The following is a 24,327-nucleotide window of genomic DNA, read 5'->3' as shown; positions in this document are numbered from 1 at the left end:
CTGATCATGTGCGGCGGCGCCGGCACGCGGCTGTGGCCGGCCTCGCGCGAGGTGCATCCGAAGCAGTTCCTGTCGCTGTTCGGGACGCGCTCGACCTTCCAGGAGACGCTGCTGCGGGTTTCGGACGCGGCGGTGTTCGAGTGCCCGATCGTGATCACCAACGAGGCCTACCGCTTCATGGTGCTGGAGCAACTGGCCGAGATCGGCCGCGAGGCCGATGTGCTGCTGGAGCCGATGCGGCGCGATTCAGGTCCGGCGATTGCGGCCAGTGCGGTATTCGCGCAAAGCCGCGACAAGGATGCGATCGTGCTGGCGCTCGCCGCCGATCATCTGCTGCGCGACACCGATGCCTTCGTGGCGGCCTGCCGCGCGGGACTGGTGGCCGCGGAAACGGGCCGCATCGTGACCTTCGGCGTCAAGCCGGAGCGGCCTGCCACCGAATATGGCTATATCAATCCCGGCGAGGTTGTCGCCGGCGAGGTGCGTGCGGTCGCAAAATTCGTCGAGAAGCCGGATGCGGCGACTGCGGCCAGTTATATCGATGCCGGCTATCTCTGGAACAGCGGCAACTTCATGTTCCGCGCCGCGATGCTGCTTGACGAATACCGCAACGTTGATGCGGACAGCATTGCCTCTGTCGAGGAGTCGGTTGCGAAGGCCGGACACGATCTCGGCTTCGTCAAGCTCGATGCACAGGCCTTTGCTGCGGCGAAAGCGATCTCGATCGACTATGCCGTCATGGAGAAGACGGCGCATGCGGCGGTGGTGCCGGTGGCGTGCGGCTGGTCGGACATCGGCTCGTGGCGCCAGGTCTGGGAGCTCTCCGACAAGGACAGCCAGGGCAACGCGGCGCGCGGGGCTGCCGTGTTCGAGGATTCCCGCAATTGCAACGTCACGACCGACCGCGCGCTGGTCGCGCTCGAAGGCGTCGACGATCTTGTCGTCGTCGCAACCCAGGATGCCGTGCTGGTGTCGCGGCAGCAGAACGCCAACGGGCTGAAGCGGCTGGTCGCCAAACTGAGGGTGACGGCGCCCGAGGTGACTGAGAACCACATCAAGGTGCATCGTCCCTGGGGCTCCTATCAGGCGGTCGACAATGGCGACCGCCACCAGGTCAAGCGCATCATTGTCAAGCCGGGCGGACGGCTGTCGCTGCAGAAGCATCACCACCGCTCCGAGCACTGGATCGTGGTGCGCGGTACGGCGCAGGTGACCGTCAACGAGCTGGTCAAGACCGTGCACGAGAACGAATCGATCTACATCCCGATCGGCGCAGTGCACCGGCTGGAGAACCCCGGCAAGATCCAGCTCGAGCTGATCGAGGTGCAGACCGGCAGTTACTTTGGCGAGGACGATATCATCCGCATCGAGGACGATTATCAGCGCACCTAAAGCGGGTTCCCGTGCCCAGAAATGAGTCACGGGACGATGTAACTCTTTGAATCAAAACGTGTCCGGAATTCGCGCTTGCCATTCGCCACATTTGTGGCGCCGTGCTATAGCGGCTGCCAACGAAGCGGGTCGTGGTTCACGCCAACGCACCAGGCAGGGTCAGCCTTCGCGCTGATTCTCGCGGAGCCGGGGTGGCTCCATGAGAGCCGGGACAACCGCCAGAAAGTCACTTGGGGTCGACATATGAATTCAAAAGTGTCCGCATCGGGCGCGAGAGCTGACGTCAATCGCGCACTGCGCGTCGGCGTGATCGGGGCCGGCGTGATGGGCAGCAACCATGCCCGCGTGCTGGCCGGACTGCCCGGTGTCGTGCTGGTCGGGATCGTCGATCCGCTGCCGGAACATCGTGCCCGCGCCGTCGACCTGGTCGGCTGCCGCGCGTTCGAGAGCCTCGATGAACTGCTCGCCGAGGGTGTCGATGCAGTGACGATCGCGGCACCGACCCATCTGCATCACGAGGTCGCGCTGGCTTGCGTCGCGCGCAACATCCACATCATGGTCGAGAAGCCGGTCGCATCCACCGTCGAGGAGGGGCGCGAGATTGTTGCCGCCGCGGACCGCGCTGGCGTCACGCTGATGGTCGGCCATGTCGAGCGCTTCAACCCGGCGGTCGCCGCGATCAAGCAGGCGATCTCGGGCGAGGACATCCTGTCGATCGGCATCACCCGGGTCGGGCCGTTCCCGCCGCGGATGTCCAATGTCGGCGTCGTGATCGACCTCGCCGTGCACGACATCGACCTGATCCGCTGGTTCACCGAATCTGACATCATCGAAGTGCAACCGCAGCTCTCGAGTGCGATCGCCGAGCGCGAAGACATCGCGCTGCTGCAGTTCCGCACCGCCTCCGGCGTGCTCGCCCACATCAACACCAACTGGCTGACGCCGTTCAAGGCGCGCAACGTCACGGTGGCGACGCGCGGCAAATATGTGATGGGCGATTTGCTCACGCGCCAGGTCACCGAATGCTTCGGCTTCAAGCCCGACGGCAGCTATTCGATGCGTCATCTGCCGGTCGGCCATGACGAGCCGCTGCGCGCCGAGCTGATCGCCTTCCTCGATGCTGTCAGAACCGGCAACGTGCCGGCGGTGTCCGGCGACGAGGGCGTAGCCAGCCTCGAGATTGCAATCCGTTGCCTGGAATCGCCGATCACGCCTGCCGCCTCGACGGCGCGCAAGGGACCGCGCCGCGTTGTCGGCTGATATCATCTCCAAATCACGCGCGAAGAGCTCATGAACCAGCATATGCGTCCAGAACCCGTTCCCTTCATCGATATCGCTGCGCAGCGTCAACGGCTCGGCAAGTCGATCGATGACGCGGTCGCCCGCGTGCTCAATCATTGCCAGTTCATCAATGGCCCGGAAGTGACCGCGCTGGAGACGGCGCTGGCGCAGTATTCCGGCGCCAAGCACGTGGTGACCTGCGCCAGTGGCACCGACGCGCTGCTGATGGTGCTGATGGCGAAGAATGTCGGGCCTGGCGATGCGGTGCTGTGCCCGTCCTTCACCTTCTGCGCGACCGGCGAGGCGGTCGCGCTGGCTGGTGCGACGCCCGTCTTTGTCGACGTCGACGAAGCGACCTTCAACATCGACGCCGGCTCGCTCAAGCGCGGCATCGCGACCGCGCGGGCGCGTGGTTTGAAGCCGGTCGGAGTCATTCCGGTCGATCTGTTCGGCCAGAGTGCCGATCATGACGCGGTGGCCGCGGTCGCCGAGGCGGAGGGCCTGTTCGTGCTCGACGACGCTGCGCAAGGCTTTGGCGCCAGCTACAAGGGCCGCAAGCTCGGCACCTTCGGGCTTGCGACCGCGACGAGCTTCTTCCCCGCAAAACCGCTCGGCTGCTTCGGCGACGGCGGTGCGATCTTCACCGATGACGACGAACTCGCGAACACGCTGCGCAGCATCCGCGTGCACGGCCAGGGCTCGGACAAATACGACAATGTCCGCCTCGGCCTCACCGGCCGGCTCGACACCATGCAGGCCGCGATCCTGATCGAAAAGCTGAAGATCTTTGACGACGAGATCGCCGCGCGCAATGTGGTCGCCGACCGCTATGCCCGCGGGCTCGGCAACCTCGTGACCGTGCCGCACCTCGCCTCCGGCTGCACTTCGGTGTGGGCGCAGTACACCATCCGGCTGCCCAAGGGGACCGATCGCGACGCCTTCGCCGCAGCCTTGAAGGCGCAGGGCGTCCCGACCGCGATCTACTACACCAAGTCGATGCACCAGCAGACCGCGTATCGCAACTTCCCGGTCGCCGATGGCGGCCTGCCGGTCAGCGAGAGCCTGTCGGACGACGTCATCAGCCTGCCGATGCACGCCTATCTCGACGAGGCGACCCAGGAGCGCGTCATCCAGGCTGTGCGCGCCGCGCTGTCTTAGGGCCAATTTGTTCGTATGGTGATCATGCGCTAGAAGCACCCATGCTTGGGCGCATCTTCACCGTCGGCGGCTACACCCTGCTTTCGCGGCTCACCGGCCTCGCGCGCGACATCATGCTCGCGGCGATCCTCGGTGCGGGACCGATCGCCGATGCCTTCCTGGTCGCCTGGCGGCTGCCCAATAATTTTCGCGCGATCTTCGCCGAGGGCGCATTCAACACAGCGTTCATCCCGGCCTATGCCCATGTCCACGGCAAGGGTGGTGGCACGTCCGCGCGGCTGTTCGCCGACCGGATATTTACGCTTTTGTTCCTGACGCAGCTCGTGCTGCTCGCTCTCGCCTGGGTGTTCATGCCGCAGGCGCTGCGCCTGCTTGCGCCCGGGTTTACCGACGAACCCGAGCAGCGCGGGCTGGCGATCGAGCTGACGCGGATCACCTTTCCCTATCTGCTTCTGATCACGATGGTGACGCTCTATGGCGGCATCCTCAACGTGATGCAGCGCTTTGCGACCGCGTCGGCCGCATCGATCTTTCTCAATCTGTCGATGATGGCGACGCTGGCGCTGGCGGCATTCTTTCCGACCGCCGGTCACGCCGCCGCATGGGGCGTGCTGATCTCTGGCTTTCTGCAGTATTTCCTGCTCGCCGGCGATCTGGCGCGTCACGGCGGCTTGCCGCGGTTTGCGATGCCGCGCCTCGATGAGGACGTCCGCGCGTTCTTTCGTGCGATCGGCCCGGCCACGCTGGGCTCGATGGGCACGCAGGTCGCCGTCTTTGCCGATACGATCATCGCGACGTTCCTGCCGGCGGGCGCCCTGGCGGCCCTCTATTACGCCGAGCGACTCTATCAATTGCCGATCGGCGTGATCGGCATCGCAGTCGGGACCGTGTTGTTGCCGGAGATGGCGCGGCGGCTCGCGGCCGACGACGTCGCAGGCGCTGCGGCCTCGCAGCGGCGCGCCTTCGAGCTGACGCTGCTTGCGACCATCCCTTTCGTCGCGGCCTTTATCGCCGTGCCTGACGTCATCGTCCGCGCGGTTTTCGTGCGGGGCGCCTACACGACGGCCGACGCGGCGGCCGCCGCTGCCACCCTTGCGGCCTATGCGGTCGGCCTGATTCCGTTCGTAATGATCCGCAGCGCGATCGCCACCTTCTACGCCCGCAAGGACACCGCAACGCCGGTGAAGGCCTCGCTGACCGGGCTTGCCGTCAATGTCCTGCTTAAGGTGCTGCAGATGGGCACGCTGGCCCAGGTCGGCCTCGCGCTCGCGACCGCGGTCGGCGCCTGGATCAATCTGCTGCTGGTGCTGTTCTTTGCCGTGCGCCGCGGCTATCTCGATCTCGACCGGGCACTGCTGCGTTCCTTCGGCACGTTCGCGCTATCCGGCGTCGTGCTGGCCATAGCGCTCTGGGCGACCGCGCATTACGCGGCCGTCCTGTTCGCGCCGATGCAGCTGTTTCGCGATCAACTGAGCCTGCTGCTGCTGATCGCGGTCGGCGCGTTCGTCTACGGCTTCTGCATCCTCACGCTGTTTGGCCGTGGCTGGCTGTTCGCGCTCCGGCGGGGTTAGGGCGCGGACTCACAACGCGCGAGTTCGTTGGCGGTCTCGTTCATTTCGATGTTTGCGTTCGGCCCTTCACCGGCATGGCGACTGGCGTTCGCAATGTCGCCTGGGCCTGAAGCAGGCATACAATTTCAGTGAGTATTAACAGTTGCAGCGCACGTTCGTAGCCATGAATGCCTACCTCAGCGAGCATCCTATGGGTTTGCCGATCAATAAAGGGCCGGGCTGGAATACTTCGCAATATACGGCATCGGCCGTTGGATTCTTTGCCGGTGCCGGTGCAGCTCAAATGTTGTTGTACTACGACCTCATTCCACGAAACTTCGCGATAGTCGTGGTGGTGGCAGGCTCAGGCGTCCCGCCGTTTATTGTTGGATGGTGGCAAAAACGCAGATACGGCCCATTTTACAATGAACCGAGATAGCCGGCTCGTCGGGATAAACCGGGAAGTGAGTGACGAACGTTCCGAATGGCGATTTTGACCCGAAACGAGCATAGTAATGCTGTTGTTGGCTTGTGAAGCGTCGAAATCGGCGTGGCGCAGTCAAAGGACTAGCGTTGATGGTCACAACTCGTTTCCTGAAATGCGCGCTTATCCTTGAGCTTCTGCTGCTGCCGACCGGCATTCTAGCCGACCCCTTCCTTGAGAGCGGCGTGCGCTGCACTCATTTTTTTGGGTTGGACCAGATAGTTCAGGCGCGAGAGCCGGTTGCTGCAGCCCTAAACGCAATACAAGACACAAGAAAGATCTATATCGCCCGCTTAGGTAAGCCGACATTTGAAAAACAAGTGCTCGATGGCGTTACACTATCGTGGGTTACTACAGAGGGAAATTCGATCCCGATAGCGCGGAACGTTGTTCTTCAGATTGTCCAGGGCACTCTCCATGTTACGTGTGGGACAGCGTTCTAGGTACCGAATGGAGAAGCGCGCGTAGCGATCGACTTCCGCCTCTCACCCATCGCGACATACTGCGCTGCCCACGAACTTGGTCGCTATAGGAGCAAAGCGGACGTAGTCACCAGTCACATGACTCCGCTAGGCGCGGCGGATACCTCTCCTTAATTTCGGAATAATGGAAATTCCCCCCTGATTTGCCCAACAAGTTGCCTTAATCGAATGCCGGCGCCTGGCTTGCTACTTTGCATGGGTTGTTTTCGATGTTTTGGCAGCGCGCACCGTGGAAGGGGAGTTCTGAATAGCCCCTGAAAGGTGTTTGCGCTTCGGGAACAACCGCGCCAATATGCGACGAACAAACCAAGGCAATTGGAGACGAGATGGCTGCTCCCATCAAATTCGGCGTCGGTCAAAGTGTACGGCGTAAAGAGGATGACGCGCTGATTCGCGGCAAGGGCCGCTATACCGACGACGTCGCACCGTCTCCCGCATTGCACGCACTGGTGCTTCGCTCGCCGCATGCGCATGCGACATTCACGATCGATGCCGGCAAGGCCCGCGCCATGCCCGGGGTGTCGCTGATCCTGACCGGTGCCGATGTCGCCGACCTCGGCGGGTTGCCGTGCCTGTTCAACCTCGAAACCGATCCGTTCACTGCGCCGCCTTATGCGATCCTCGCCAGCGATGTGGTGCGCCATGTCGGCGATGCCGTCGCCTTTGTGGTCGCCGATACGCTCGATCATGCCCGCGATGCGCTCGAGGCTGTCGACGTCAAATGGACGCCGTTGCCTGCCGTGGTCGGCCTCGTCAATGCGGTGAAGAAGGGCGCGCCGCAGGTCTGGCCCGACAAATCGGGCAATGTGCTGTTTGACGTCTCGATCGGCGACAAGAAGGCCGCGGAAGCCGCTTTCGCCAAGGCGCATTCAGTCGCCGAGATCACCATCGTCAATCCGCGCGTCATCACCAATTTCATGGAGACGCGCGCCGCGGTTGCCGAATACGACGCCAAGAAGGATCATCTGACGCTGACGATCGGCAGCCAGGGCAGCCACCGCCTGCGCGAGATCCTCTGCGACATGATCCTGAAGATGCCAAAGGAGAAGATGCGGGTGATCTGCCCCGACGTCGGCGGCGGCTTCGGCACCAAGCTGTTTCCCTATCGCGAATATGCGCTGATCGCGGTGGCCGCGCGCAAGCTGAAGAAGACGATCAAGTGGACCGCCGAGCGCTCCGACCATTTCATGGGCGACGCGCAGGGCCGCGACAACCTCACGACCGCGAAGATGGCGCTCGCCGAGGACGGCAAGTTCCTCGGCATGGATGTCGACCTGATGGGCGACATGGGCGCCTATCTCTCGACCTTCGCGCCCTATATCCCGCATGGCGGCGCCGGCATGCTGCCGGGCCTCTATGACATCCAAGCCTTCCACTGCCGCGTCCGCACTGTGTTCACCAACACCGTGCCGGTCGATGCCTATCGCGGCGCCGGCCGCCCGGAAGCCGCCTATGTGATCGAACGGTTGGTCGACGCTGCCGCGCGAAAACTCGGCATGACGCCCGATGCCGTCAGGCGGAAGAATTTCATTCCGCCGAAATCGCTGCCCTACACGACCGCGACCGGCAAGGTCTACGATTCCGGCGACTTCGTCGCGCATATGAAGCGCGCGATGGAGATCGGCAACTGGAAGGAGTTTGCCAAGCGCGCCAAGGCTGCCAAGAGGGACGGCCTGGTGCGTGGCATCGGCATTGCGAGCTATGTCGAGGTCTGCGGCACCATGGGCGAGGAGACCGCCAATGTGGCGCTCGATCCCAACGGCGACATCTCGATCCTGATCGGCACGCAGTCGAGCGGGCAGGGCCACCAGACGGCATATGCGCAGCTCGTCGCCGAGCAGTTCGGCGTGGCGCCGGAACGCGTCCACGTGCTGCAGGGCGACACCGACAAGATCGCGACCGGGCTCGGCACCGGCGGCTCGGCGTCGATTCCCTCCGGCGGTGTTAGTGTCCAGCGCGCCACGCACGAACTCGGCAATAAGCTGAAGGAGCTTGCGGCGCAGGCGCTGGAAGCCGGCGCCGGGGACCTCGAAATCGCGGACGGCCGCGTCCGCATCGCCGGCACCGACCGTTCCGTCAGCTTTGCCGATCTTGCCAAGCGCCCGGGCGGCGATTCCGCAAAGATGAATGCCAGCGCGACGTTCTCGAGCGCCGATGGCACCTATCCGAACGGCACCCATCTCGCCGAAGTCGAGATCGACCCCGCCACGGGCATCATCAAGATCGTCAGCTATGTCATCGTCGACGATTTCGGTGTCACGCTAAACCCGCTGATGCTGGCGGGCCAGGTCCATGGCGGCGCGATGCAGGGCATCGGCCAGGCGCTGATGGAGCAGGCGGTCTACAGCACGAGCGACGGCCAGCTCGTCACCGGCACGTTCATGGACTATGCGCTGCCGCGCGCTGCCGATGGGCCGTCCTTCGTGTTCGAGACCCACAACGTGCCCTGCACGACCAATCCGCTTGGCGTGAAGGGGGCGGGCGAGGCCGGCGCGATCGGCTCCTGCCCGGCGGTGGTCAATGCCATCGTCGAGGGGCTGCATCGCGAATACGGGATCGACCACATCGACATGCCGGCCACCCCCGAGCGGGTCTGGATCGCGATCCGCGAGGCGCAACGCCGGCATAATCTCTGATAAGTTGTCGCAGGCGGAATGAACTGTCCGCCTGCGGTGTTTGCAAACAGGCCGGCCGCGTACCTGCGGACCCGGACAACCGGAATTGAGGGGATTTGCCGATGAAGCGGATAGTCGTCGTCGCAGCGGTGCTAGCGTTCAGTGCCGGTGCCGTCGTTGCGCAGCAGGATCAGGTCAAGCAGACCCAAGCTGTGATGAAAGGCAATGGCAAGAATGCGGGCGCGCTGGCGGCGATGGTCAAGGGCGAGAAGCCCTACGATCAGTCGACCGTAGATGCCGCGCTGGCCCAGTTCGAGGAAACCGCCAAGAAGCTTCCGATGCTGTTCCCCGAGAGCACCAAGGGCCTCAATCCCGAGGGCGACTACTCTCCCTCGCCAAAGATCTGGGAGGACAAGGCCGGCTTCGAATCCCATATTGCGAGCTTCGCCAAGGCCGTCGTCGATGCAAAGGGCAAGATCAAGGATCTGGATGCGCTGAAGGCGGAGCTGCCGGTGATAGGCAAGCAGTGCGGCGGCTGTCACGAGACATACCGCATCAAAAAAACCTGATCCGGTTTCGCGCAATGAAAAGGGCGGACGTTATGAAGCGTCCGCCCTTTTTGCTGTGTCGGCCTTTTCTTGTTGGAATTTACTTCGTGACCTGGCCGCGGATTTCGCCGCCCGGGTTGGCCGCGGTGTGGACGTTGACATAGTACTTGCCGGCCAGGAGATCGGCGGCCTGCGCGTCGGTCAGCGTCGCGCTGCCTTCGACCGGGCTCGACGTCGCATTCGGGATCGCGACCGCGACGCCGGCATTCTTGCCAGCTTCGACGGGGCCATGGAAATGCGCGGCGGTGGCCGGGCCGCTGAGGCCGGAATAGGTCAGCTTCCAGGTCAGCTTCTTGCTGGCGGCGTCGTAGTCGATGTCGGCGGTGCCGGTGCCCGCGCTGGTGTTCGCCGGCACTTCGGACTTGCCGTCCAGCGTTGCCTTCAGCTTCTCGGCGAAGGCCGGGCCAGCGAACGCGATCGCGGCACCCAGCATCAGCGTGGCAAGCATGGTCTTGTTCGGCATAGGTCTCTCCCTGTTGACGTCACACGATGGTGTCAGTCTCGAAACATCGGTTGTGCGGGTTTATTCCCGGAATGGCGGTTGGTGCGCGAAATTTCATGGAAGCTTCCCCGCCCCGTTGCGGTCATACTGGCTGCACCCTTGGAAGCGCCAATGACGGATCAGTGAATGCTGCGACGAATTTTCCTCCTCGCCGTGGTGGCCGGCATCGCCGGCCTCAGCGTGTTCTGGTGGCTGACGATCCCCGCGACCGTTGCCGCGAGCGCGCTGCCCGCCTACCAGCCCAACCTTGCCAACGGGCTCACAACGTTCAATGCCGGGGGATGTTCCTCCTGCCATGCCGTGCCGAAGCAGGACGATCGTATGAGGCTTGGCGGCGGCCTTGCGATACCGTCGCCATTCGGCACCTTCTACGCGCCGAACATCTCGCCCGACCCGAATGACGGCATCGGCCGCTGGAGCGAGGCCGATTTCGTCACTGCTGTCATGAAAGGCACCTCGCCATCAGGCACGCATTACTTCCCGGCGTTTCCCTATACCTCCTATCAGCACGCAGGGATCAATGACGTCCGGGACCTCTTCGCCTATCTGAAGACACTGCCGCCGGTCGCAGGTCGGGTGCGCGACCATGATTTGCCGTTCCCCTTCAACATCCGTCGCAATGTCGGCATCTGGAAATTGCTGTTCATGGACGGCAAGCCGTTCGTCGCCGACGCAGGCCGTTCCGCGCAGTGGAATCGCGGCGCCTATCTCGTCAACAGTTTTGGCCATTGCGCCGAGTGCCACAGCCCGCGGAATTTCCTCGGCGGCATCATCGGCGCGCAGCGCTTCGCCGGCGGCCCGAATCCGGAAGGCGAGGGCTGGGTGCCGAACATCACGCCGAAGGGACTGTCGGACTGGAGCGCGAAGGATATCGCCTATTTCCTCGAAAGTGGCCAGACGCCGGATGGAGACAGCGCTGGCGGATCGATGGTGCGCGTGATCCGCAACACCTCGCAGCTCTCGGGAGAGGACCGCGATGCGATTGCCGACTACATCAAGTCGCTACCGCCGGTCGAGGGTCCGCCGAAGCCGCCGAAGAAGGCGGACAAGGAATGATCTTTCCTGATTGCGCCTTGTGATCCTCGGCCCGCTATCCGCGCCACGCGCTGGCGGCAACGACCATCAAGCCGCCGGCAATCGCGAGGTCCTTCACGAATAGCGTTCGTTCCGCCTTGTCGGCGAGGTCGAGGTGAAACCCGAACGCGGTGGCAAGGCAAAACAGTGCAAGCGCGCCGGCGGCCAATGACGGCTGCCAGCCGATCAGCAACGCCAGGCCCGCACCAAGCTCCAGCGCGATGACCAGCGGCAGCAGTTGGCCCGGAATATGGTGTGCCGCCATGTGGTCGAGGAAGGGTTTCGGGCCGGCGATCTTGGCTGCGCCAGCAAGGATGAACAGCAACGCGAGCAGGCTTCGTCCGGCAATCGTGATGATCGTGATCGGCATGAGGGAGCCCTCCTGGTTTGTTATTTGCTGTTTTGGGCGTGGGGTCTGGCCTGTGATGAGAACAGGACGGCGGACAGGATGAAGGCAAAGACGAAGAAGATCGTCCGTCCCAGCACCAGCGGCTTGGCCTGCTCCACCGGCGTCACCGAGATCAGGACCCCGAACGGGATGTAACACCACAGTACCACCGCGATGGTCCTGCCGAGCCTGCCGAACTGCAGGAAGCCGAACGAGAACAGCAGGACCGCGAGATAGCTGGCGTGAAACTTGACCTGGGAGGCGATCATCTGAAGCTCGCCGTCGGCCGGCGACAGCGGCAATCGGTTCTGGATCGCATGCACCATGGTCATGATGTGGTGGTTCTCGACGCAATCGAGGACAACCGTGAGCATCATGGAGGCGAGCGCGGCGCCCAGCAGATAGGGGTCCAGCATCGTGCGCAGCCGGGCGGCCAGCACGATGAAGAATGCGCCGTAGAAGATCATGAAGAGATTATCGAGCCCGAGATTGAGCCGCAGACCGAACGGCACCAGGGGGGTCTCCAGATACGCGCCATAGGCATCAGTGGAGCGGGCGGTCTGGAAGAAGTCCTGCGAACCCCTGGTGGTGATGATACCGATCACCATGGCGGCGACGGTCAACGCCGCCAGCGTCGCCAGGATGGCGAGCGTACGGTCCAATGGTCTGGTCTGCATGATATAGCTACTCCCTGCGCGTCCAGCCGACTCGCGATTTACAAATATCAATTGCTATCTGAAATTAGATAGCAGATGATATTTGAAAATCAAATGGTATTTCAGGGATTCAGGAGTCCGATCCGTTGCCCAGGTTAAATCGCGAGGAAAGTCAGGCGCGTACCAGGAATCTCCTGATCGAGGCGGCGCGCGAGGAGATCATCAAGAAGGGATTTGCGCAGGCCTCGGTGCGCGACATCGCCGACGCAGCCGGATTTTCGCAGGGCGCGTTCTATTCGAATTTTCCCGACAAGGAGGCGATCCTGCTGGAACTGGTGCAACGGCACCAATCCGAGGAGCGCGCAAAAATCGAAGGCGTGCTGGGGCAGGCGTCGGGTGAGCCCGCGAAGGTGATGGCGGGCCTTGAAAAATGGGCCGCCACCGCCAATTCGGATCCCGGCTTCGCCGTGCTGGCGATCGAGTTGCAATTGCAGGCGCTGCGCAGTCCGACGTTCGCGCAAGGCTATAACGACCTCAACCGCAAGCACCGCCGTGCACTGGGCGTGCTGGTGACGCGCCTGTTCGAATTGCTCGGCAAGCAGGTGCCCGCCGATGCCATGGAAATCGCCACCGGCTTCATCGCCCTGGGCCGCGGCATGGCACTATTGTCGAGGGGCGGCGAAGTCAGCCGCAGCGGCCGGATCGTCGTCACGTTCCTGAAGGCGCTGATCGACTCGGCGCCGGACGCCTAGCGGCTTGTGGCGCGGGCCTGCCAAATCGGCAGGTGTTCTCAAGGCTTGTATGCCGTAATCCAGAGGAAACGGGCATCCTCGTTGTCTTGCTGAATGACCTCTGCCTTTGTGATCGCAAGGCCTGCATCCGATACAAGCCGCTTTGTCGTCTCCGCATCATGGTGGCTGAAGAACATGGTCGTTCCGAGCCAGTCGCCGGTCCAATCCTCGGCCGGCGTAGCACCAAAGCTGCCAACAAATCGTCCTCCCGGCGTCAGCCAGCGTGCGATACCCTCCAGCAGCATTGCATGCTCCTCTCGCGGAACGTGCGTGATCGAGTAGAACGCCGCGATCGCCTCAAATGACGCAGGTGGAAAGTTCACGCTCACCATGTCGGCATGGATGAACCGCGCATTCGGTACATTGCGCCGTGCGTGTTCGATCTGGCGCGCCGAGCCGTCAACGCCGGTGACCTCAAAACGGCGCGCTGTCAGGTCACGGGCAGCCGGCACTCCAGCGCCGCATCCGAGATCAAGCACCCGCGCGCCGACGCACAATCCATCCGCAATCTCAGCGAGCTTGCGGTCGCGCACCTCGGAGACGCCGAACCGTCCGAGATAGGCGTCGACGATCGCATCATATCCGGCGGCAACCAACCTCTTGCGATCGTCGCTGCCCAATCAGGTGCCTCTGGTCTACTTCGCGCCGAACGCCTTGAAGGTGATGATGGTGAGGGTGTCCTGGATACCAGGGAGCACCTGGACCTTCTCGTTGATGAAATGACCGATGTCGGTGTCGTGGTCGACGTAGAACTTGACCAAGAGATCGTAATTGCCCGCGGTGGAATAGATCTCCGACGCAATCTCGGCCTCCGCCAGCGCGTTGGCGACGGTGTAGGACTGGCCGAGCTTGCACTTGATCTGGACGAAGAAGGGAACCATCGCTGTGTCTCCGGGGATTTGGCGACAATAGGCCAAAAACGGAGGCCCAAGGCAAGCCAACTTGATGCTGATGGGCGGGCGCGCTAGGACAGGCCATGAACCCTTTGATATCAGCCCCTTACGTCATCAGATGACGCCGATCGCGCTCACCATCGCGGGCTCGGACTCCTCCGGCGGCGCGGGCATCCAGGCCGACCTGAAGAGCTTTGCGGCGTTCGGTGTTTACGGCGCCTCCGTGATCACGGCGCTGACGGCGCAGAACACCACAGGCGTCAGCGGAATTCACCTGGTGCCCGCGGCGTTCGTCACCGCGCAGATCGACGCGGTGTTTTCCGACCTTGCCGTCGGCGCGGTCAAGATCGGCATGGTGGCGCAGGCCGAGACGATCGCGGCGATCGCCGATGGGCTGAAACGCTGGTCGCCGCGCCACATCGTGCTCGACCCCGTGATGGTCGCAACTTCGGGCGACCGCCTCCTTGCGGCTGAGGCGGTCGACGCGCTCAAGGCGAGGTTATTTCCGCTGGCGTCGCTGATCACGCCGAACCTGCCCGAGGCCGCGGCCCTGCTGGACGAACCGGTCGCCGAGAGCGAGGCCGCCGTTGAGAGCCAGGCCCGCCGCTTGCTGGCTGCGGGATGCCGCGCGGTGCTGGTCAAGGGCGGCCACGGGCACGGCGCTGACAGCATCGACTATCTAATCGACGGTGAGCGCACCATTGCGCTTACCGCGCCGCGCATCGCCACACCAAACACCCACGGCACCGGTTGTTCATTGTCGTCAGCGATCACGGCAGGGCTCGCGAAGGGCGAAGACCTGGAAACCGCGGTGCGCAACGCCAAGGCGTGGATCACGGAAGCGATCGCAGCGGCGGACCGTTTTGCTGTCGGGCACGGCCACGGACCCGTGCATCATTTCCACAAGTTTTATTGAGGTCCGGTAGCCCGGATCGTCATTGCGAGCGAAGCGAAGCAATCCATATCTCCAAGCGCTGAGAGATGGCTTGCTTCGTCGCTGTCGCTCCTCGCAATGACGGGGATGGATGTTCCCGCGCAATGTTCCATTTGCTCACGCACCTCATGTCGCCAGATTGTCGCATCGCGCTGTTATCCGCTGTGGAGGGGCGTGCAACTGATTCTCGTTAAGGTTTATGGGGCCTTCGGTCACGGGGATCGTCATCGCCTTGTCACAGGAATCTGTTAGGTGCACAGGCATGGGAAGTGACTCCTCGAGTGAAGAAAGCCCCGAGCGGCGCTTTCGCACTTTGTTCATCTCCGACGTTCATCTCGGAGCCCGCGGTTCGCAAGCCGACCGTCTGCTGGACTTCCTCCGGACCCACGACGCCGACACGATCTATCTGGTTGGCGATATCGTCGATGGCTGGGCGCTGAAGTCGAACTGGTACTGGCCGCAGACCCACAACGACTTCGTGCAGAAGATGCTGCGCAAGGCGCGCAAAGGCGCCAAGGTGATCTACGTCCCGGGCAACCACGACGAGTTCCTGCGCAATTTCTACGGCACGCATTTCGGCGGCATCGACGTGGTGGAAAACGCCGTCCACACCGGCGCCGACGGCAAGCGCTATCTGGTGATCCACGGCGACATCTTCGATCTCGTGGTGCAGAACGCGCGCTGGCTCGCCCATCTCGGCGACAAGGCCTATGACTTCGCGATCCAGATGAATCGCTTCGTCAATTTCTTCCGCCGCATGTTCGGCGTACCGTACTGGTCGCTGTCGCAATGGGCCAAGCTGAAGGTCAAGAAGGCGGTGAACTATATCGGCGCGTTCGAGTCCACGCTGGCGGGCGAAGCGCGACGCCACGGCTGCGACGGCGTGATCTGCGGCCATATCCACTACGCGACGATTCATGACGAGCACGGCATCCGCTACATGAATTGCGGCGACTGGGTCGAGAGCTGCACGGCACTTGCCGAAAACGAAGACGGCAGCTTCGAGATCATCACCTGGACCGACCCGGAGCGCCGCGTTGCGCCGCTTCCGCGAGTCACGGCACGCGCTGCATGACGCATATCCTGGTCGCGACCGATGCGTGGCATCCCCAGGTTAACGGGGTGGTCCGCACGCTGACCATGATGGCGCAGGCGGCGAAATCGCTTGGCGTCGAGGTGAGTTTCCTGACGCCGGACTCGTTCCGCACCTTCGCGATGCCGAGCTATCGCGATCTCCGGCTCGCGCTGCCGAGCCCGGCGAAGATTGCCAGGCTGATCGAGGCGGCAAGGCCCGACAGCATTCACATCGCGACCGAAGGCCCGATCGGGCTTCTGGTCCGCCGTCATTGCCGCAAGCACGGCCTGCCGTTCACGACGAGTTTCCACACCCGTTTTCCCGAATACGTCTCCGCGCGCTCGCCGATCCCGGAATCCTGGATCTGGCGCGCGCTGCGCTGGTTCCACAAGCCGAGCCAGGCGGTGATGGCGGCGACGCCGGCGCTGGCCAGCGAGCTGCGCCAGCGCGGCTTCCGCAACGTGGTGCTGTGGTCGCGCGGTGTCGATACCGGGCTGTTCCATCCGCGCGATGTCGATCTCTGCCTGCCGCAACCGGTCTACCTCAGCGTCGGCCGCGTGGCGGTGGAGAAGAACCTCGAGGCGTTCCTCGATCTCGATTTGCCCGGCACCAAGATCGTGGTCGGCGACGGTCCGGCACGTGCGTCGCTGGAACGCAAATACCCGAAAGCCGTGTTCCTCGGCGCCCGCCATGGCGAGGAACTGGCCGAGATCTATTCCGCCGCCGATGTGTTCGTGTTCCCGAGCCGGACCGACACCTTTGGCCTCGTGCTGCTCGAGGCGCTGGCGAGCGGGCTGCCGGTTGCCGCTTTTCCGGTCACTGGCCCCCGCGACGTGATCGGTGCCGCCCCGGTTGGCGTGCTCGACGAGGATTTGCGCCATGCCTGCCTGGAAGCCTTGAGCATTCCGCGTCAGGCCTGTGTCGATTTTGCCGCGCTTCATACCTGGCAGGCCTCCGCCCGGGTGTTCATCGACCGTGCCACGAATGTCCGGCCCGCCCTGCCGGACGATGAGGGGGGAATCGTGGTAGAATTCGGTGCCGAAGAGCATCATTTTGCTATTCTGCCGGCCACCCAGCCGACCTCACGCTGAAGCGTCTTGCTCGGCGGTCCGCTGCCGCGATACAGTCCGCGGATGACCGAAACCGCCTCGACTCCCCTTGTCGCCGCCGCGGACATCGACGCCGCCGCAAAGGTGGTCGCACCGTTCGCGGTGCGCACGCCGCTCCTGACCTTTCCGGTCCTCGACGAACGCATCGGCACCAAGGTCTTCCTGAAGCCCGAAATGCTGCAGCGGACCGGATCGTTCAAGTTCCGTGGCGCCTTCAACAAACTGGCCTCGATCCCGCTAGCGCAGCGGAGCGGCGGCGTGGTCGCGTTCTCCTCGGGCAACCATGCCCAGGGCGTCGCGGCCGCAGCCAAGATCCTCAACATGCAGGCGACCATCGTGATGCCTGCGGATTCCCCGCTGACCAAGCGCGAGCGGACCAAATCCTATGGCGCCGAGGTCGTGCTCTACGACCGCGATCGCGACGACCGCGAGGCGATCTCCAACGACATCGCGCGCAAGCGCGGCGCGACGCTGGTGCGTCCCTATGACGATCCCTTCGTGATCGCGGGCCAGGGCACCGCCGGCCGCGAGATCGCCGAGGACATGGCCGCGCTCGGGCTGGTGCCCGACATCGTCGTCGCGCCGGCCTCCGGCGGCGGCTTGATCGCTGGCGTTGCCACCGCGGTGAAGGCAAGATTCCCGCAGGCCCAGATCGTCGTTGCTGAACCTGCGGGCTACGACGATCACGCGCTGTCGCTCAAGGCCGGGCATCGCGAGGCGCATCCGGTTGCGGCCCGCACCATCTGCGATGCGCTGATGGCGATGATGCCGGGCGAACTCACCTTTGCTATCAACAGCAAGCTCTTGGCAAACGGCGTCAGCGTCTCTGACGAAGAGGTTGGGGCTGCCGTTGCCTTTGCCTATCGCGAGCTGAAGCTCGTGGTCGAGCCCGGTGGCGCAGTCGGGCTTGCCGCACTGCTGGCCGGGCGAATCGACGCCAAGGGCAAGAACGTCGTCATCGTGCTCTCCGGCGGCAATGTCGATGCCGAGCTGTTCGCCAAGCTGGTCGCCTGAGGCAAAGTATTTGAAGAGGAACGGGGCAGAGCGCCGGCCGCTCTGTCCCGTTTTGTTGACAGGGATCAACGCCTGAAGCCGTGATGGCCCTGGTTCACTGCGCCGTAGCGCGGGCCGGCGTGGACGGCGGCGTTGCTGTCGAATCTCGATCGATTGACTTGCACGTTCTGTCGCTCGGCCCGGAAGCGGGGCCTGCCGTTGCCTTTCAGGACCGGATTGGATGCGCTCTTGCCGGCGTTCGTCACCGGCAGGCTTGCGATCTTGCCGCCGGTGATCCGAGCATTGTTCTGCAGGCCGCCATTGACTGGACGGTACACCGGATGATTTGAAAGCCGGGTGAACTGCATCAGCGGCACGATCTTCGGCTGGACCTGCAGATGCAGCGCCGACTGCGCATACGGGCTGTTGCGGAAATTGTCGTAGAAGGTCTTGTAGGCGAACGGCGTGTTGGCAAGCACCGCCTTGTGCCAGGCCACGGCTTGCCGCCAGTTGTCGAGCAGGAAGCGGATGCGGTCGCTCAGCGGATCGCGCGGATAGAGCGTGATGAACTCCTGATAATAATCGGGCGAGCCTTCCGACAGCACGAAATCATAGGCCTGGCGCACCGAGCGGCTCGGCAGGTCCGAGGCCATCTGCACAACAGGGGAATTTGCCGGCGCGCTCGCCGCCGCAACCGCCGTGTTGCCGAAGAAATAGAAATCGGAGGTCAGCGACGAGCTCTCCCACGGCGTCTGCCGCCCGTCGGTCGAATTGTTCACCTCGAGGCGGATGCGCTTGAAGAGCTGCTCGATCGGGAGATTGGGCTCGCGCGCCAGCCGCAGGAAGGCATTGGTGTAGGGGCTGTGGCCGTTGCTGCCATCCTGCGCCTCCATGCCGGGCGCCGTCGAATAGCCGACGATCGAGCCGTTTGGCGCATCGACGATCGCGAGGCCGCGGCCGGCGTCGTCAACGTTCGGAAACGGATTGTTGCGGCAGGCGTCGAGCACGACGATACGCATCCGGCTCGGGATGTTCTCGAGCGTGCCCATCACGTCGACCAGGCGCACCGAATTGCCGTCGAGATCGGCAGGCGTCGCGATATTGGCGTCGACCGGAATCAGATAATTCTCGCCGGCGAGCTGAACGCCATGGCCCGCGTAGTAGACCATCGCGACCGTGTTGGGGCCGCGCTCGGCGACCTTGCTGGAAAAATCCTGCAAGACCTTGACCATGTCGTTCTGCCTGAGGTCGGTCGCGGAGATCACCTCGAAGCCCGCCGAATTCAACAGCTCGGCGACCGATTGCGCGTCATGGCCGGGATTGGCCAGCTTCGGTGCGCTCTGATAGTTCGAATTGCCGATCACGAGCGCAACGCGCTGCTCGCTGCCGCGCGGGGCTGGAGGCGCGGCGCCGCCGGCGATCGCGCTGCTGGTTTCGGCGAACGCGGCACCGGCATGACCAAGGCTCAACAGGCCCAGCAGTGCCGCGGACAACAAGATGGATTTCAGGCGGACCATGGTGCGCTCCCACAGACTGATCTCGATCCGAGATCGCTCGCGGGCAGGCTATGCGCGGGCGCAGGCGCGGTACGTGAGTTGGGTCACGATGCGCGGGCGGTGAAAGTCCGCTTGGACTGGCTACGCGATCACGAAAAGAACGCGATCTTCTCGGCCTGGCTCATACGGCGGATCGGGGCCAGCGGATCGTTGGCGGCGACGCTCGGTTTCTTCACAAGGCCGCTCGCGATGATGGTGGAGCCAAGCGACATTTCCACCGCGGGCTCTGGCGCAGGCGCGATGTCGGCCTGTGGTGCTGGTTGGTTCGGAGCTGGTTCGGCGGCAGGAGCCTCGACCATCGGCGCGGCGGGCGCGGCAACGGGCTCGACTACGCGCGCCAACTCCTGAGCGGCTATTTCGGGCTCGACCGGCGGCGCCTCGGCGATGGGCGTCTCCGCGACCATCATCGCCTCGTCATCGTCGATCGGATCGGGTGCGCCCATCTCCATCGCGATGAGGTCGAGCATGGCCTCGTCATGCGCGTCGGCTTCTGCGTCGTCAGCGATAGGGGCAGGGGCCTCGGCTTCGGCCAATGCGGGCTCGGCTTCCGCGAATGCCGGCTGCGGCGTCGTGACCGCACGCACTTCGACGGTCGGTGCCGTGGCCGACGCCACCTCAGCGACCGCGACATCGTTGGCGACGCTCTCGGCCGCGGCAGGCGGCGAGTGCGCCGCCACGGGCGCTTCCGCGACCGGTGCTTCGGCGGCAGGCGCAATCGCCTCGTCTACACGGAACTCGGCGAGCCGGCGCGCCAGCGTCGCGAAGGCGGTATCCAGCACGACCTTGGCGTCGTCCATCGAGATTTGTGCGGCGCCGGCCTCGATGGCGCTGGCCTGCGAATCGATGATGTCGCAGATCCGGCCGTCATTACCGATCTCGCGCAGCCGCCAGGAGATTTCCCGGATCACCCGCACGCCCTTGCGCACCGGCACGAGCAACTGCTCGAAGCCGAGGTCATCGAGCGCCGCGATCGCCGCGGCCTGGGCGGCCTCGACAGCACCGCGCAGCGCAGTCAGCGCTTGTTCCAGTTGCTCGTCCCTGAAGGCATCAGCGGCCGCTTGCCGCTGCGCTGCAAGGCTTTGCTCGATCCGCGCCACGGCGTCGAGCACCATTCGCGTATCGGCGTTGCGGTTGCGCTTGGCGTACTCGCCGAGGAACCAGCGCCCCCGCGCGGTCTCCATGAAGGCCTCGCTGATCGCAGCATAGTCCTCCTCGCCCGGCTGGGCCGCGCGGGCGGAAATCGGCGACAGGGCGAATGCTTGCTCAGCCATCATATTCTCTGCGCGCAAATCACTGCGCGTTACGCTAACGATCATCACGATATCGCGCGAATCGCAATTGAATTGATGTCTATCGAATCACAAATCCCCATTGCTGCCGAGCAGGCATCGAGGCGATTCGCAGGCCGCCTGGCGGCATTCTACGCCACGCTGTTCGGTACCACCGGCGTCCATCTGCCGTTTTTCACGGTGTGGTTGAAGGCGATCGGCATCGATGCCGCCTGGATCGGAACCATCACGGCGGTGCCGCCGGTGACCCGTTTCACCGTGCTGCCGCTCATCATGGCGGCCGCTGAGCGGCGCCAGATGTTGCGTGGCGCGATCATGCTGACCGGCTTCGCTACCGCGTTCGGCTTTCTCGTTATCGGCACCCAGCGCCTGCCTTTGCTGGTGCTGCTGGCCTACGCGCTGACCTGCTCCGTCTGGACGCCGATGGTGCCGCTGACGGATGCCTATGCGCTGCGCGGCGTGCGGCGCTATGGGCTCAACTACGGACCGCTGCGGCTGTGGGGTTCGGCCGCCTTCGCGGTCGGCGCGCTCGGCTGCGGGCTGCTGCTCGGCACCCTCCCGCCGGCGCATCTGATCTGGATCATCGCTGCTGTCACCGTGCTCGGTGCGCTGGTTGGCTTGACGTTGCGTCCGCTGGACCAGGCCGTTGCGACCTCCGCGCCGCCGCAGGGCGCGCGCAAGCTGCTGCGCGATCCCGGCTTCCTCGCCATCATCGTCTCATCGGCGCTGATCCAGAGCAGCCACTCGGCCTATTACATCTTCGCCTCGATCGCCTGGCAGCAGGCGGGCCTTAGCGGGCTGACGATCGGAGCACTCTGGACGATTGGTGTCATCGCCGAAATCGTGCTGTTCGCGCTCTCGCCGCGCTTCACGCTGCCGTCGGCCGTGCTGGTGGTGATCGCCGCGGCGAGCGCAGTGGCGCGCTGGACCATCACCGCGCAGGATCCTCCGCTGCCGATCCTGGCCGTGGTCCAGCTCGCGCACGGCCTGACCTTCGGACTGACGCAGGTCGGCATCATGGGGCTGATGGTGCATCAGGTGCCCGCTCACATGATCGCGCGCGGGCAGGGCTATCTCACCGCTTGCGGTGGCATGTTCGCGAGCACGACGGCGATCCTGTGCGGCGTCGTCTATGCGCGCTACGGGCAGGGCGTCTACCACATGATGGCTGCGATGGCGGCCATCGGCGGGCTCGTGATGTGGCTGGCGCGGCACAGGTTCACACATCAGCCCCAGAGCGCGGCATCCGGCGGATCGACCAGGCTGCCGTCGTAGCGCAGGCCGTTGTCGCGGTCGCGCGCGAGCAACAGCGGGCCGTCGAGATCGACGAAGCGTGCGGCTTGCGCGATCAGCATCGCCGGCGCCATCGACAGCGAGGTCGCGACCATGCAGCCGATCATGATCTCGAAGCCGAGCCCGCGCGCGGCATCCGCCATTGCCAGCGCCTCGGTGAGTCCGCCGGTCTTGTCGAGCTTGATGTTGACGGCGTCATAGCGGCCGCGCAGGCCCGCGAGCGAGGCGCGGTCATGCACGCTCTCGTCGGCGCAGACCGCGACCGGCCGCTTGATCCGTGACAGCGCCTCGTCCTTGCCGGCCGGCAGCGGCTGCTCGATCAGGGTGACACCGGCATCGGCGCAGGCTTTGAAATTGGCCGCGAGGTTGTCCTCGGCCCAGGCCTCGTTGGCGTCGACGATCAGCTCCGATCGGGGTGCGGCCAAGCGAACCGCCCTGATGCGGTCGGCATCGCCATCGCCGCCCAGCTTGATCTTGAGCAGAGCGCGGTGGGCGGCCTTGGCGGTGGCCTCCGCCATTGCCTCGGGCGCTGCAAGCGAAATCGTATAGGCGGTCGTGCACGGCTTGGGCGCGGGCCGGCCGAGCAGGGTCCAGATCCGCTCGCCGGCAAGCTTGGCTTCGAGGTCCGATAGCGCGCAGTCCAGCGCGTTGCGGGCGGCGCCGGCTTGCATCCTGGCCTGCAAGGCGCCGCGGTCCATGCCTATGGTCAATGGCTCCTGCATCGCCAGGATCGCCTGCAGCGTCGCGTCCGGCGTCTCGCCATAGCGCGGATAGGGCACGCATTCGCCGCGGCCGGTCAGGCTGCCCTGACGGATCTCGGCGACCACGACCACCGCCTCGGTCTTGGCGCCGCGGCTGATCGTGAAGGAGCCTGCGATCGGCCAGCGCTCGATACCGGCAGAAAGCGTTCGGGAGGGGGTGGAAGTCATTTTAAAGTCTACTATTTTCTGAACCGTATGCTTGCGACGCGCAACCAACTATGGCTGGTTAGTAACAGATTCGACAAGGCGATCCGGGAGCGGCGGTGATCGGCTGTTCGAACGGCTAACCAGTCGAGGGGTGGCAAAGGTGAGCGGTAACCCGACACTGGAGCGAGTGGCTCAGGGCGAGGGACTGGCGTTGTGCGCGGCGGGCAACTGGACAGCCCGCTTTGCTCCTGTGCTCGAACGAATCGTTTCCGACGCCGAGAAGCTGCGCGGTAGCCGTCCGCACATCTTCATCGACGTCTCGCAGGTCGCCAAGCTCGACACGTTCGGCGCCTGGCTGATCGAGCGGCTGCGTCGCAGCCTCAGCGACGCCACCGCCGAAGCCAAGATCGCCGGGCTCTCGGCCAATTATTCCAGTCTGGTCGACGAGGTGCGCCGCGTCAGCGCCGCGCCCAAGGTCGACAGCGATCCGCTGTCGGTCACCGGCATGTTCGAGCAAATCGGCCGCACCGTGGTCGGCATCGGCGGCACCATCCTCAGCCTGATCGACATGCTTGGCGCGGTGTTGGCTGCCGCCGGCAACGTGTTGATCCACCCGCGCAGTTTTCGCCTGACCTCGACGGTGCATCACCTCGAGCAGGTGTGCTGGCGCGCGGTGCCGATCGTGGTGCTGATCACCTTCCTGATCGGCTGCATCATCTCGCAGCAGGGTATTTTCCATTTCCGGCAGTTCGGCGCCGACATCTTCGTGGTCGACATGCTGGGCGTGCTGGTGCTGCGCGAGATCGGCGTGCTGCTGGTCGCGATCATGGTCGCGGGCCGCTCCGGCTCGGCCTACACCGCCGAGCTCGGCTCGATGAAGATGCGCGAGGAGATCGACGCGCTCCGCACCATGGGCTTCGATCCGATCGAGGTCCTGATCCTGCCGCGCATGCTCGCGATCATGCTGGCGCTGCCGATCCTTGCCTTCCTCGGCGCGATGGCCGCGCTGTATGGCGGCGGCCTGGTCGCCTGGCTTTATGGCGGCGTCGATCCGGAAGCGTTCCTGCTGCGGCTGCGCGACGCGATTTCGATCGACCATTTCATCGTCGGCATGATCAAGGCGCCGGTGATGGCCGCGGTGATCGGCATCGTCGCCTGCGTCGAGGGGCTTGCGGTGCAGGGCTCGGCGGAGTCGCTCGGACAGCACACCACGTCGTCGGTGGTGAAGGGGATCTTCTTCGTGATCGTGATGGACGGCGTGTTCGCGATCTTCTTCGCCTCGATCGGGATGTGACG

Annotated in this window: 23 protein-coding genes; 15 read left to right on the top strand and 8 right to left on the bottom strand. The window is 64.2% G+C overall.

The window, feature by feature from the left end:
- The 7 genes from UP10_RS38975 to UP10_RS38945 form a co-directional block, all read left to right on the top strand.
- A partial coding sequence (locus UP10_RS38975; protein WP_245322178.1) for a mannose-1-phosphate guanylyltransferase/mannose-6-phosphate isomerase occupies positions 1–1,392 on the top strand: 1,392 nt, incomplete at its 5' end.
- A 243-nt stretch (positions 1,393–1,635) separates the two neighbouring features.
- Positions 1,636–2,652 (top strand): Gfo/Idh/MocA family protein, encoded by a 1,017-nt coding sequence (locus UP10_RS38970; protein ID WP_044592470.1) that lies wholly within the window; start codon positions 1,636–1,638, stop codon positions 2,650–2,652.
- A gap of 30 nt (positions 2,653–2,682) precedes the next feature.
- A complete protein-coding gene (locus UP10_RS38965) occupies positions 2,683–3,831 on the top strand; it encodes a DegT/DnrJ/EryC1/StrS family aminotransferase (RefSeq protein ID WP_044592469.1) in 1,149 nt (382 codons plus the stop codon).
- Between the two features lie 41 nt (positions 3,832–3,872).
- Complete coding sequence (murJ, locus tag UP10_RS38960) at positions 3,873–5,402, top strand: murein biosynthesis integral membrane protein MurJ (protein WP_044592468.1); 1,530 nt, start codon at positions 3,873–3,875, stop codon at positions 5,400–5,402.
- A 163-nt stretch (positions 5,403–5,565) separates the two neighbouring features.
- The gene (locus UP10_RS44950) at positions 5,566–5,820 is read left to right on the top strand and encodes a hypothetical protein (RefSeq protein ID WP_156180705.1); all 255 of its coding nucleotides are present in this window, start codon (positions 5,566–5,568) and stop codon (positions 5,818–5,820) included.
- A gap of 853 nt (positions 5,821–6,673) precedes the next feature.
- A complete protein-coding gene (locus UP10_RS38950; RefSeq protein WP_044592466.1) occupies positions 6,674–8,983 on the top strand; it encodes a xanthine dehydrogenase family protein molybdopterin-binding subunit in 2,310 nt (769 codons plus the stop codon).
- A gap of 101 nt (positions 8,984–9,084) precedes the next feature.
- Entirely contained in the window at positions 9,085–9,531 is a 447-nt protein-coding gene (locus UP10_RS38945) for a c-type cytochrome (RefSeq protein ID WP_044592465.1), read from the top strand.
- A 79-nt stretch (positions 9,532–9,610) separates the two neighbouring features.
- On the opposite strand, the gene UP10_RS38940 is transcribed toward UP10_RS38945, so the two are convergent.
- Positions 9,611–10,033, bottom strand: coding sequence for a CHRD domain-containing protein (locus UP10_RS38940; protein ID WP_044592464.1), 423 nt, complete (start codon positions 10,031–10,033; stop codon positions 9,611–9,613).
- A gap of 165 nt (positions 10,034–10,198) precedes the next feature.
- Here UP10_RS38940 and UP10_RS38935 point away from each other — a divergent pair, with 165 nt between their 5' ends.
- Complete coding sequence (locus UP10_RS38935) at positions 10,199–11,128, top strand: c-type cytochrome (protein ID WP_044592463.1); 930 nt, start codon at positions 10,199–10,201, stop codon at positions 11,126–11,128.
- Between the two features lie 34 nt (positions 11,129–11,162).
- Here UP10_RS38935 and UP10_RS38930 read toward each other — a convergent pair whose 3' ends face one another.
- A complete protein-coding gene (locus UP10_RS38930) occupies positions 11,163–11,516 on the bottom strand; it encodes a DoxX family membrane protein (RefSeq protein WP_044592462.1) in 354 nt (117 codons plus the stop codon).
- 20 nt (positions 11,517–11,536) lie between these two features.
- The gene (locus UP10_RS38925; protein WP_044592461.1) at positions 11,537–12,211 is read right to left on the bottom strand and encodes a hypothetical protein; all 675 of its coding nucleotides are present in this window, start codon (positions 12,209–12,211) and stop codon (positions 11,537–11,539) included.
- A gap of 125 nt (positions 12,212–12,336) precedes the next feature.
- Here UP10_RS38925 and UP10_RS38920 point away from each other — a divergent pair, with 125 nt between their 5' ends.
- Positions 12,337–12,942 carry a TetR/AcrR family transcriptional regulator gene (locus tag UP10_RS38920; protein ID WP_063775435.1) on the top strand — a complete coding sequence of 202 codons (606 nt, stop codon included), beginning with the start codon at positions 12,337–12,339 and terminating at the stop codon, positions 12,940–12,942.
- 38 nt (positions 12,943–12,980) lie between these two features.
- On the opposite strand, the gene UP10_RS38915 is transcribed toward UP10_RS38920, so the two are convergent.
- Together UP10_RS38915 and UP10_RS38910 are read right to left on the bottom strand one after the other, a co-directional pair.
- Positions 12,981–13,601: a class I SAM-dependent methyltransferase gene (locus UP10_RS38915; RefSeq protein ID WP_044592459.1), complete on the bottom strand. Its 621-nt coding sequence runs from the start codon at positions 13,599–13,601 to the stop codon at positions 12,981–12,983.
- Between the two features lie 15 nt (positions 13,602–13,616).
- Positions 13,617–13,862, bottom strand: coding sequence for an Lrp/AsnC ligand binding domain-containing protein (locus UP10_RS38910; RefSeq protein WP_044539700.1), 246 nt, complete (start codon positions 13,860–13,862; stop codon positions 13,617–13,619).
- 130 nt (positions 13,863–13,992) lie between these two features.
- Between UP10_RS38910 and thiD the strand changes: the two genes are divergently transcribed.
- The 4 genes from thiD (at position 13,993) to UP10_RS38890 (ending at position 18,006) form a co-directional block, all read left to right on the top strand.
- Entirely contained in the window at positions 13,993–14,790 is a 798-nt protein-coding gene (gene thiD, locus UP10_RS38905) for a bifunctional hydroxymethylpyrimidine kinase/phosphomethylpyrimidine kinase (protein WP_044592458.1), read from the top strand.
- A 280-nt stretch (positions 14,791–15,070) separates the two neighbouring features.
- On the top strand, positions 15,071–15,883 hold the full coding sequence (locus UP10_RS38900; protein WP_044592457.1) for a UDP-2,3-diacylglucosamine diphosphatase: 813 nt from the start codon (positions 15,071–15,073) through the stop codon (positions 15,881–15,883).
- A complete protein-coding gene (locus UP10_RS38895; protein ID WP_044592456.1) occupies positions 15,880–16,974 on the top strand; it encodes a glycosyltransferase family 4 protein in 1,095 nt (364 codons plus the stop codon). Before UP10_RS38900 ends, UP10_RS38895 begins: the two co-directional genes overlap by 4 nt.
- Positions 16,975–17,016: 42 nt before the next feature.
- Positions 17,017–18,006 (top strand): threonine/serine dehydratase family protein, encoded by a 990-nt coding sequence (locus UP10_RS38890; protein WP_044592478.1) that lies wholly within the window; start codon positions 17,017–17,019, stop codon positions 18,004–18,006.
- Positions 18,007–18,071: 65 nt separating this feature from the next.
- On the opposite strand, the gene UP10_RS38885 is transcribed toward UP10_RS38890, so the two are convergent.
- Together UP10_RS38885 and UP10_RS38880 are read right to left on the bottom strand one after the other, a co-directional pair.
- The gene (locus UP10_RS38885; protein ID WP_082077524.1) at positions 18,072–19,502 is read right to left on the bottom strand and encodes a caspase family protein; all 1,431 of its coding nucleotides are present in this window, start codon (positions 19,500–19,502) and stop codon (positions 18,072–18,074) included.
- Positions 19,503–19,630: 128 nt separating this feature from the next.
- A complete protein-coding gene (locus tag UP10_RS38880) occupies positions 19,631–20,812 on the bottom strand; it encodes a hypothetical protein (RefSeq protein WP_044592476.1) in 1,182 nt (393 codons plus the stop codon).
- A gap of 75 nt (positions 20,813–20,887) precedes the next feature.
- On the opposite strand from UP10_RS38880, the gene UP10_RS38875 reads away from it, so the two are divergent.
- On the top strand, positions 20,888–22,105 hold the full coding sequence (locus UP10_RS38875) for an MFS transporter (RefSeq protein WP_044592455.1): 1,218 nt from the start codon (positions 20,888–20,890) through the stop codon (positions 22,103–22,105).
- On the opposite strand, the gene dgcA is transcribed toward UP10_RS38875, so the two are convergent.
- Positions 22,057–23,052: an N-acetyl-D-Glu racemase DgcA gene (gene dgcA, locus UP10_RS38870; RefSeq protein WP_044592454.1), complete on the bottom strand. Its 996-nt coding sequence runs from the start codon at positions 23,050–23,052 to the stop codon at positions 22,057–22,059. The two genes, UP10_RS38875 and dgcA, sit on opposite strands and share 49 nt — an antisense overlap.
- Before the next feature lie 139 nt (positions 23,053–23,191).
- On the opposite strand from dgcA, the gene UP10_RS38865 reads away from it, so the two are divergent.
- Positions 23,192–24,325, top strand: coding sequence for an MlaE family ABC transporter permease (locus UP10_RS38865; RefSeq protein ID WP_044592475.1), 1,134 nt, complete (start codon positions 23,192–23,194; stop codon positions 24,323–24,325).
- Positions 24,326–24,327 lie beyond the last annotated feature (2 nt).

The sequence above is a fragment of the Bradyrhizobium sp. LTSPM299 genome (assembly GCF_000938235.1).
Classification (GTDB): Bacteria; Pseudomonadota; Alphaproteobacteria; order Rhizobiales; family Xanthobacteraceae; genus Bradyrhizobium.
The sequence above is the reverse complement of the archived record's forward strand: the minus strand, read 5'-3'. Positions and strand labels throughout refer to the sequence as shown.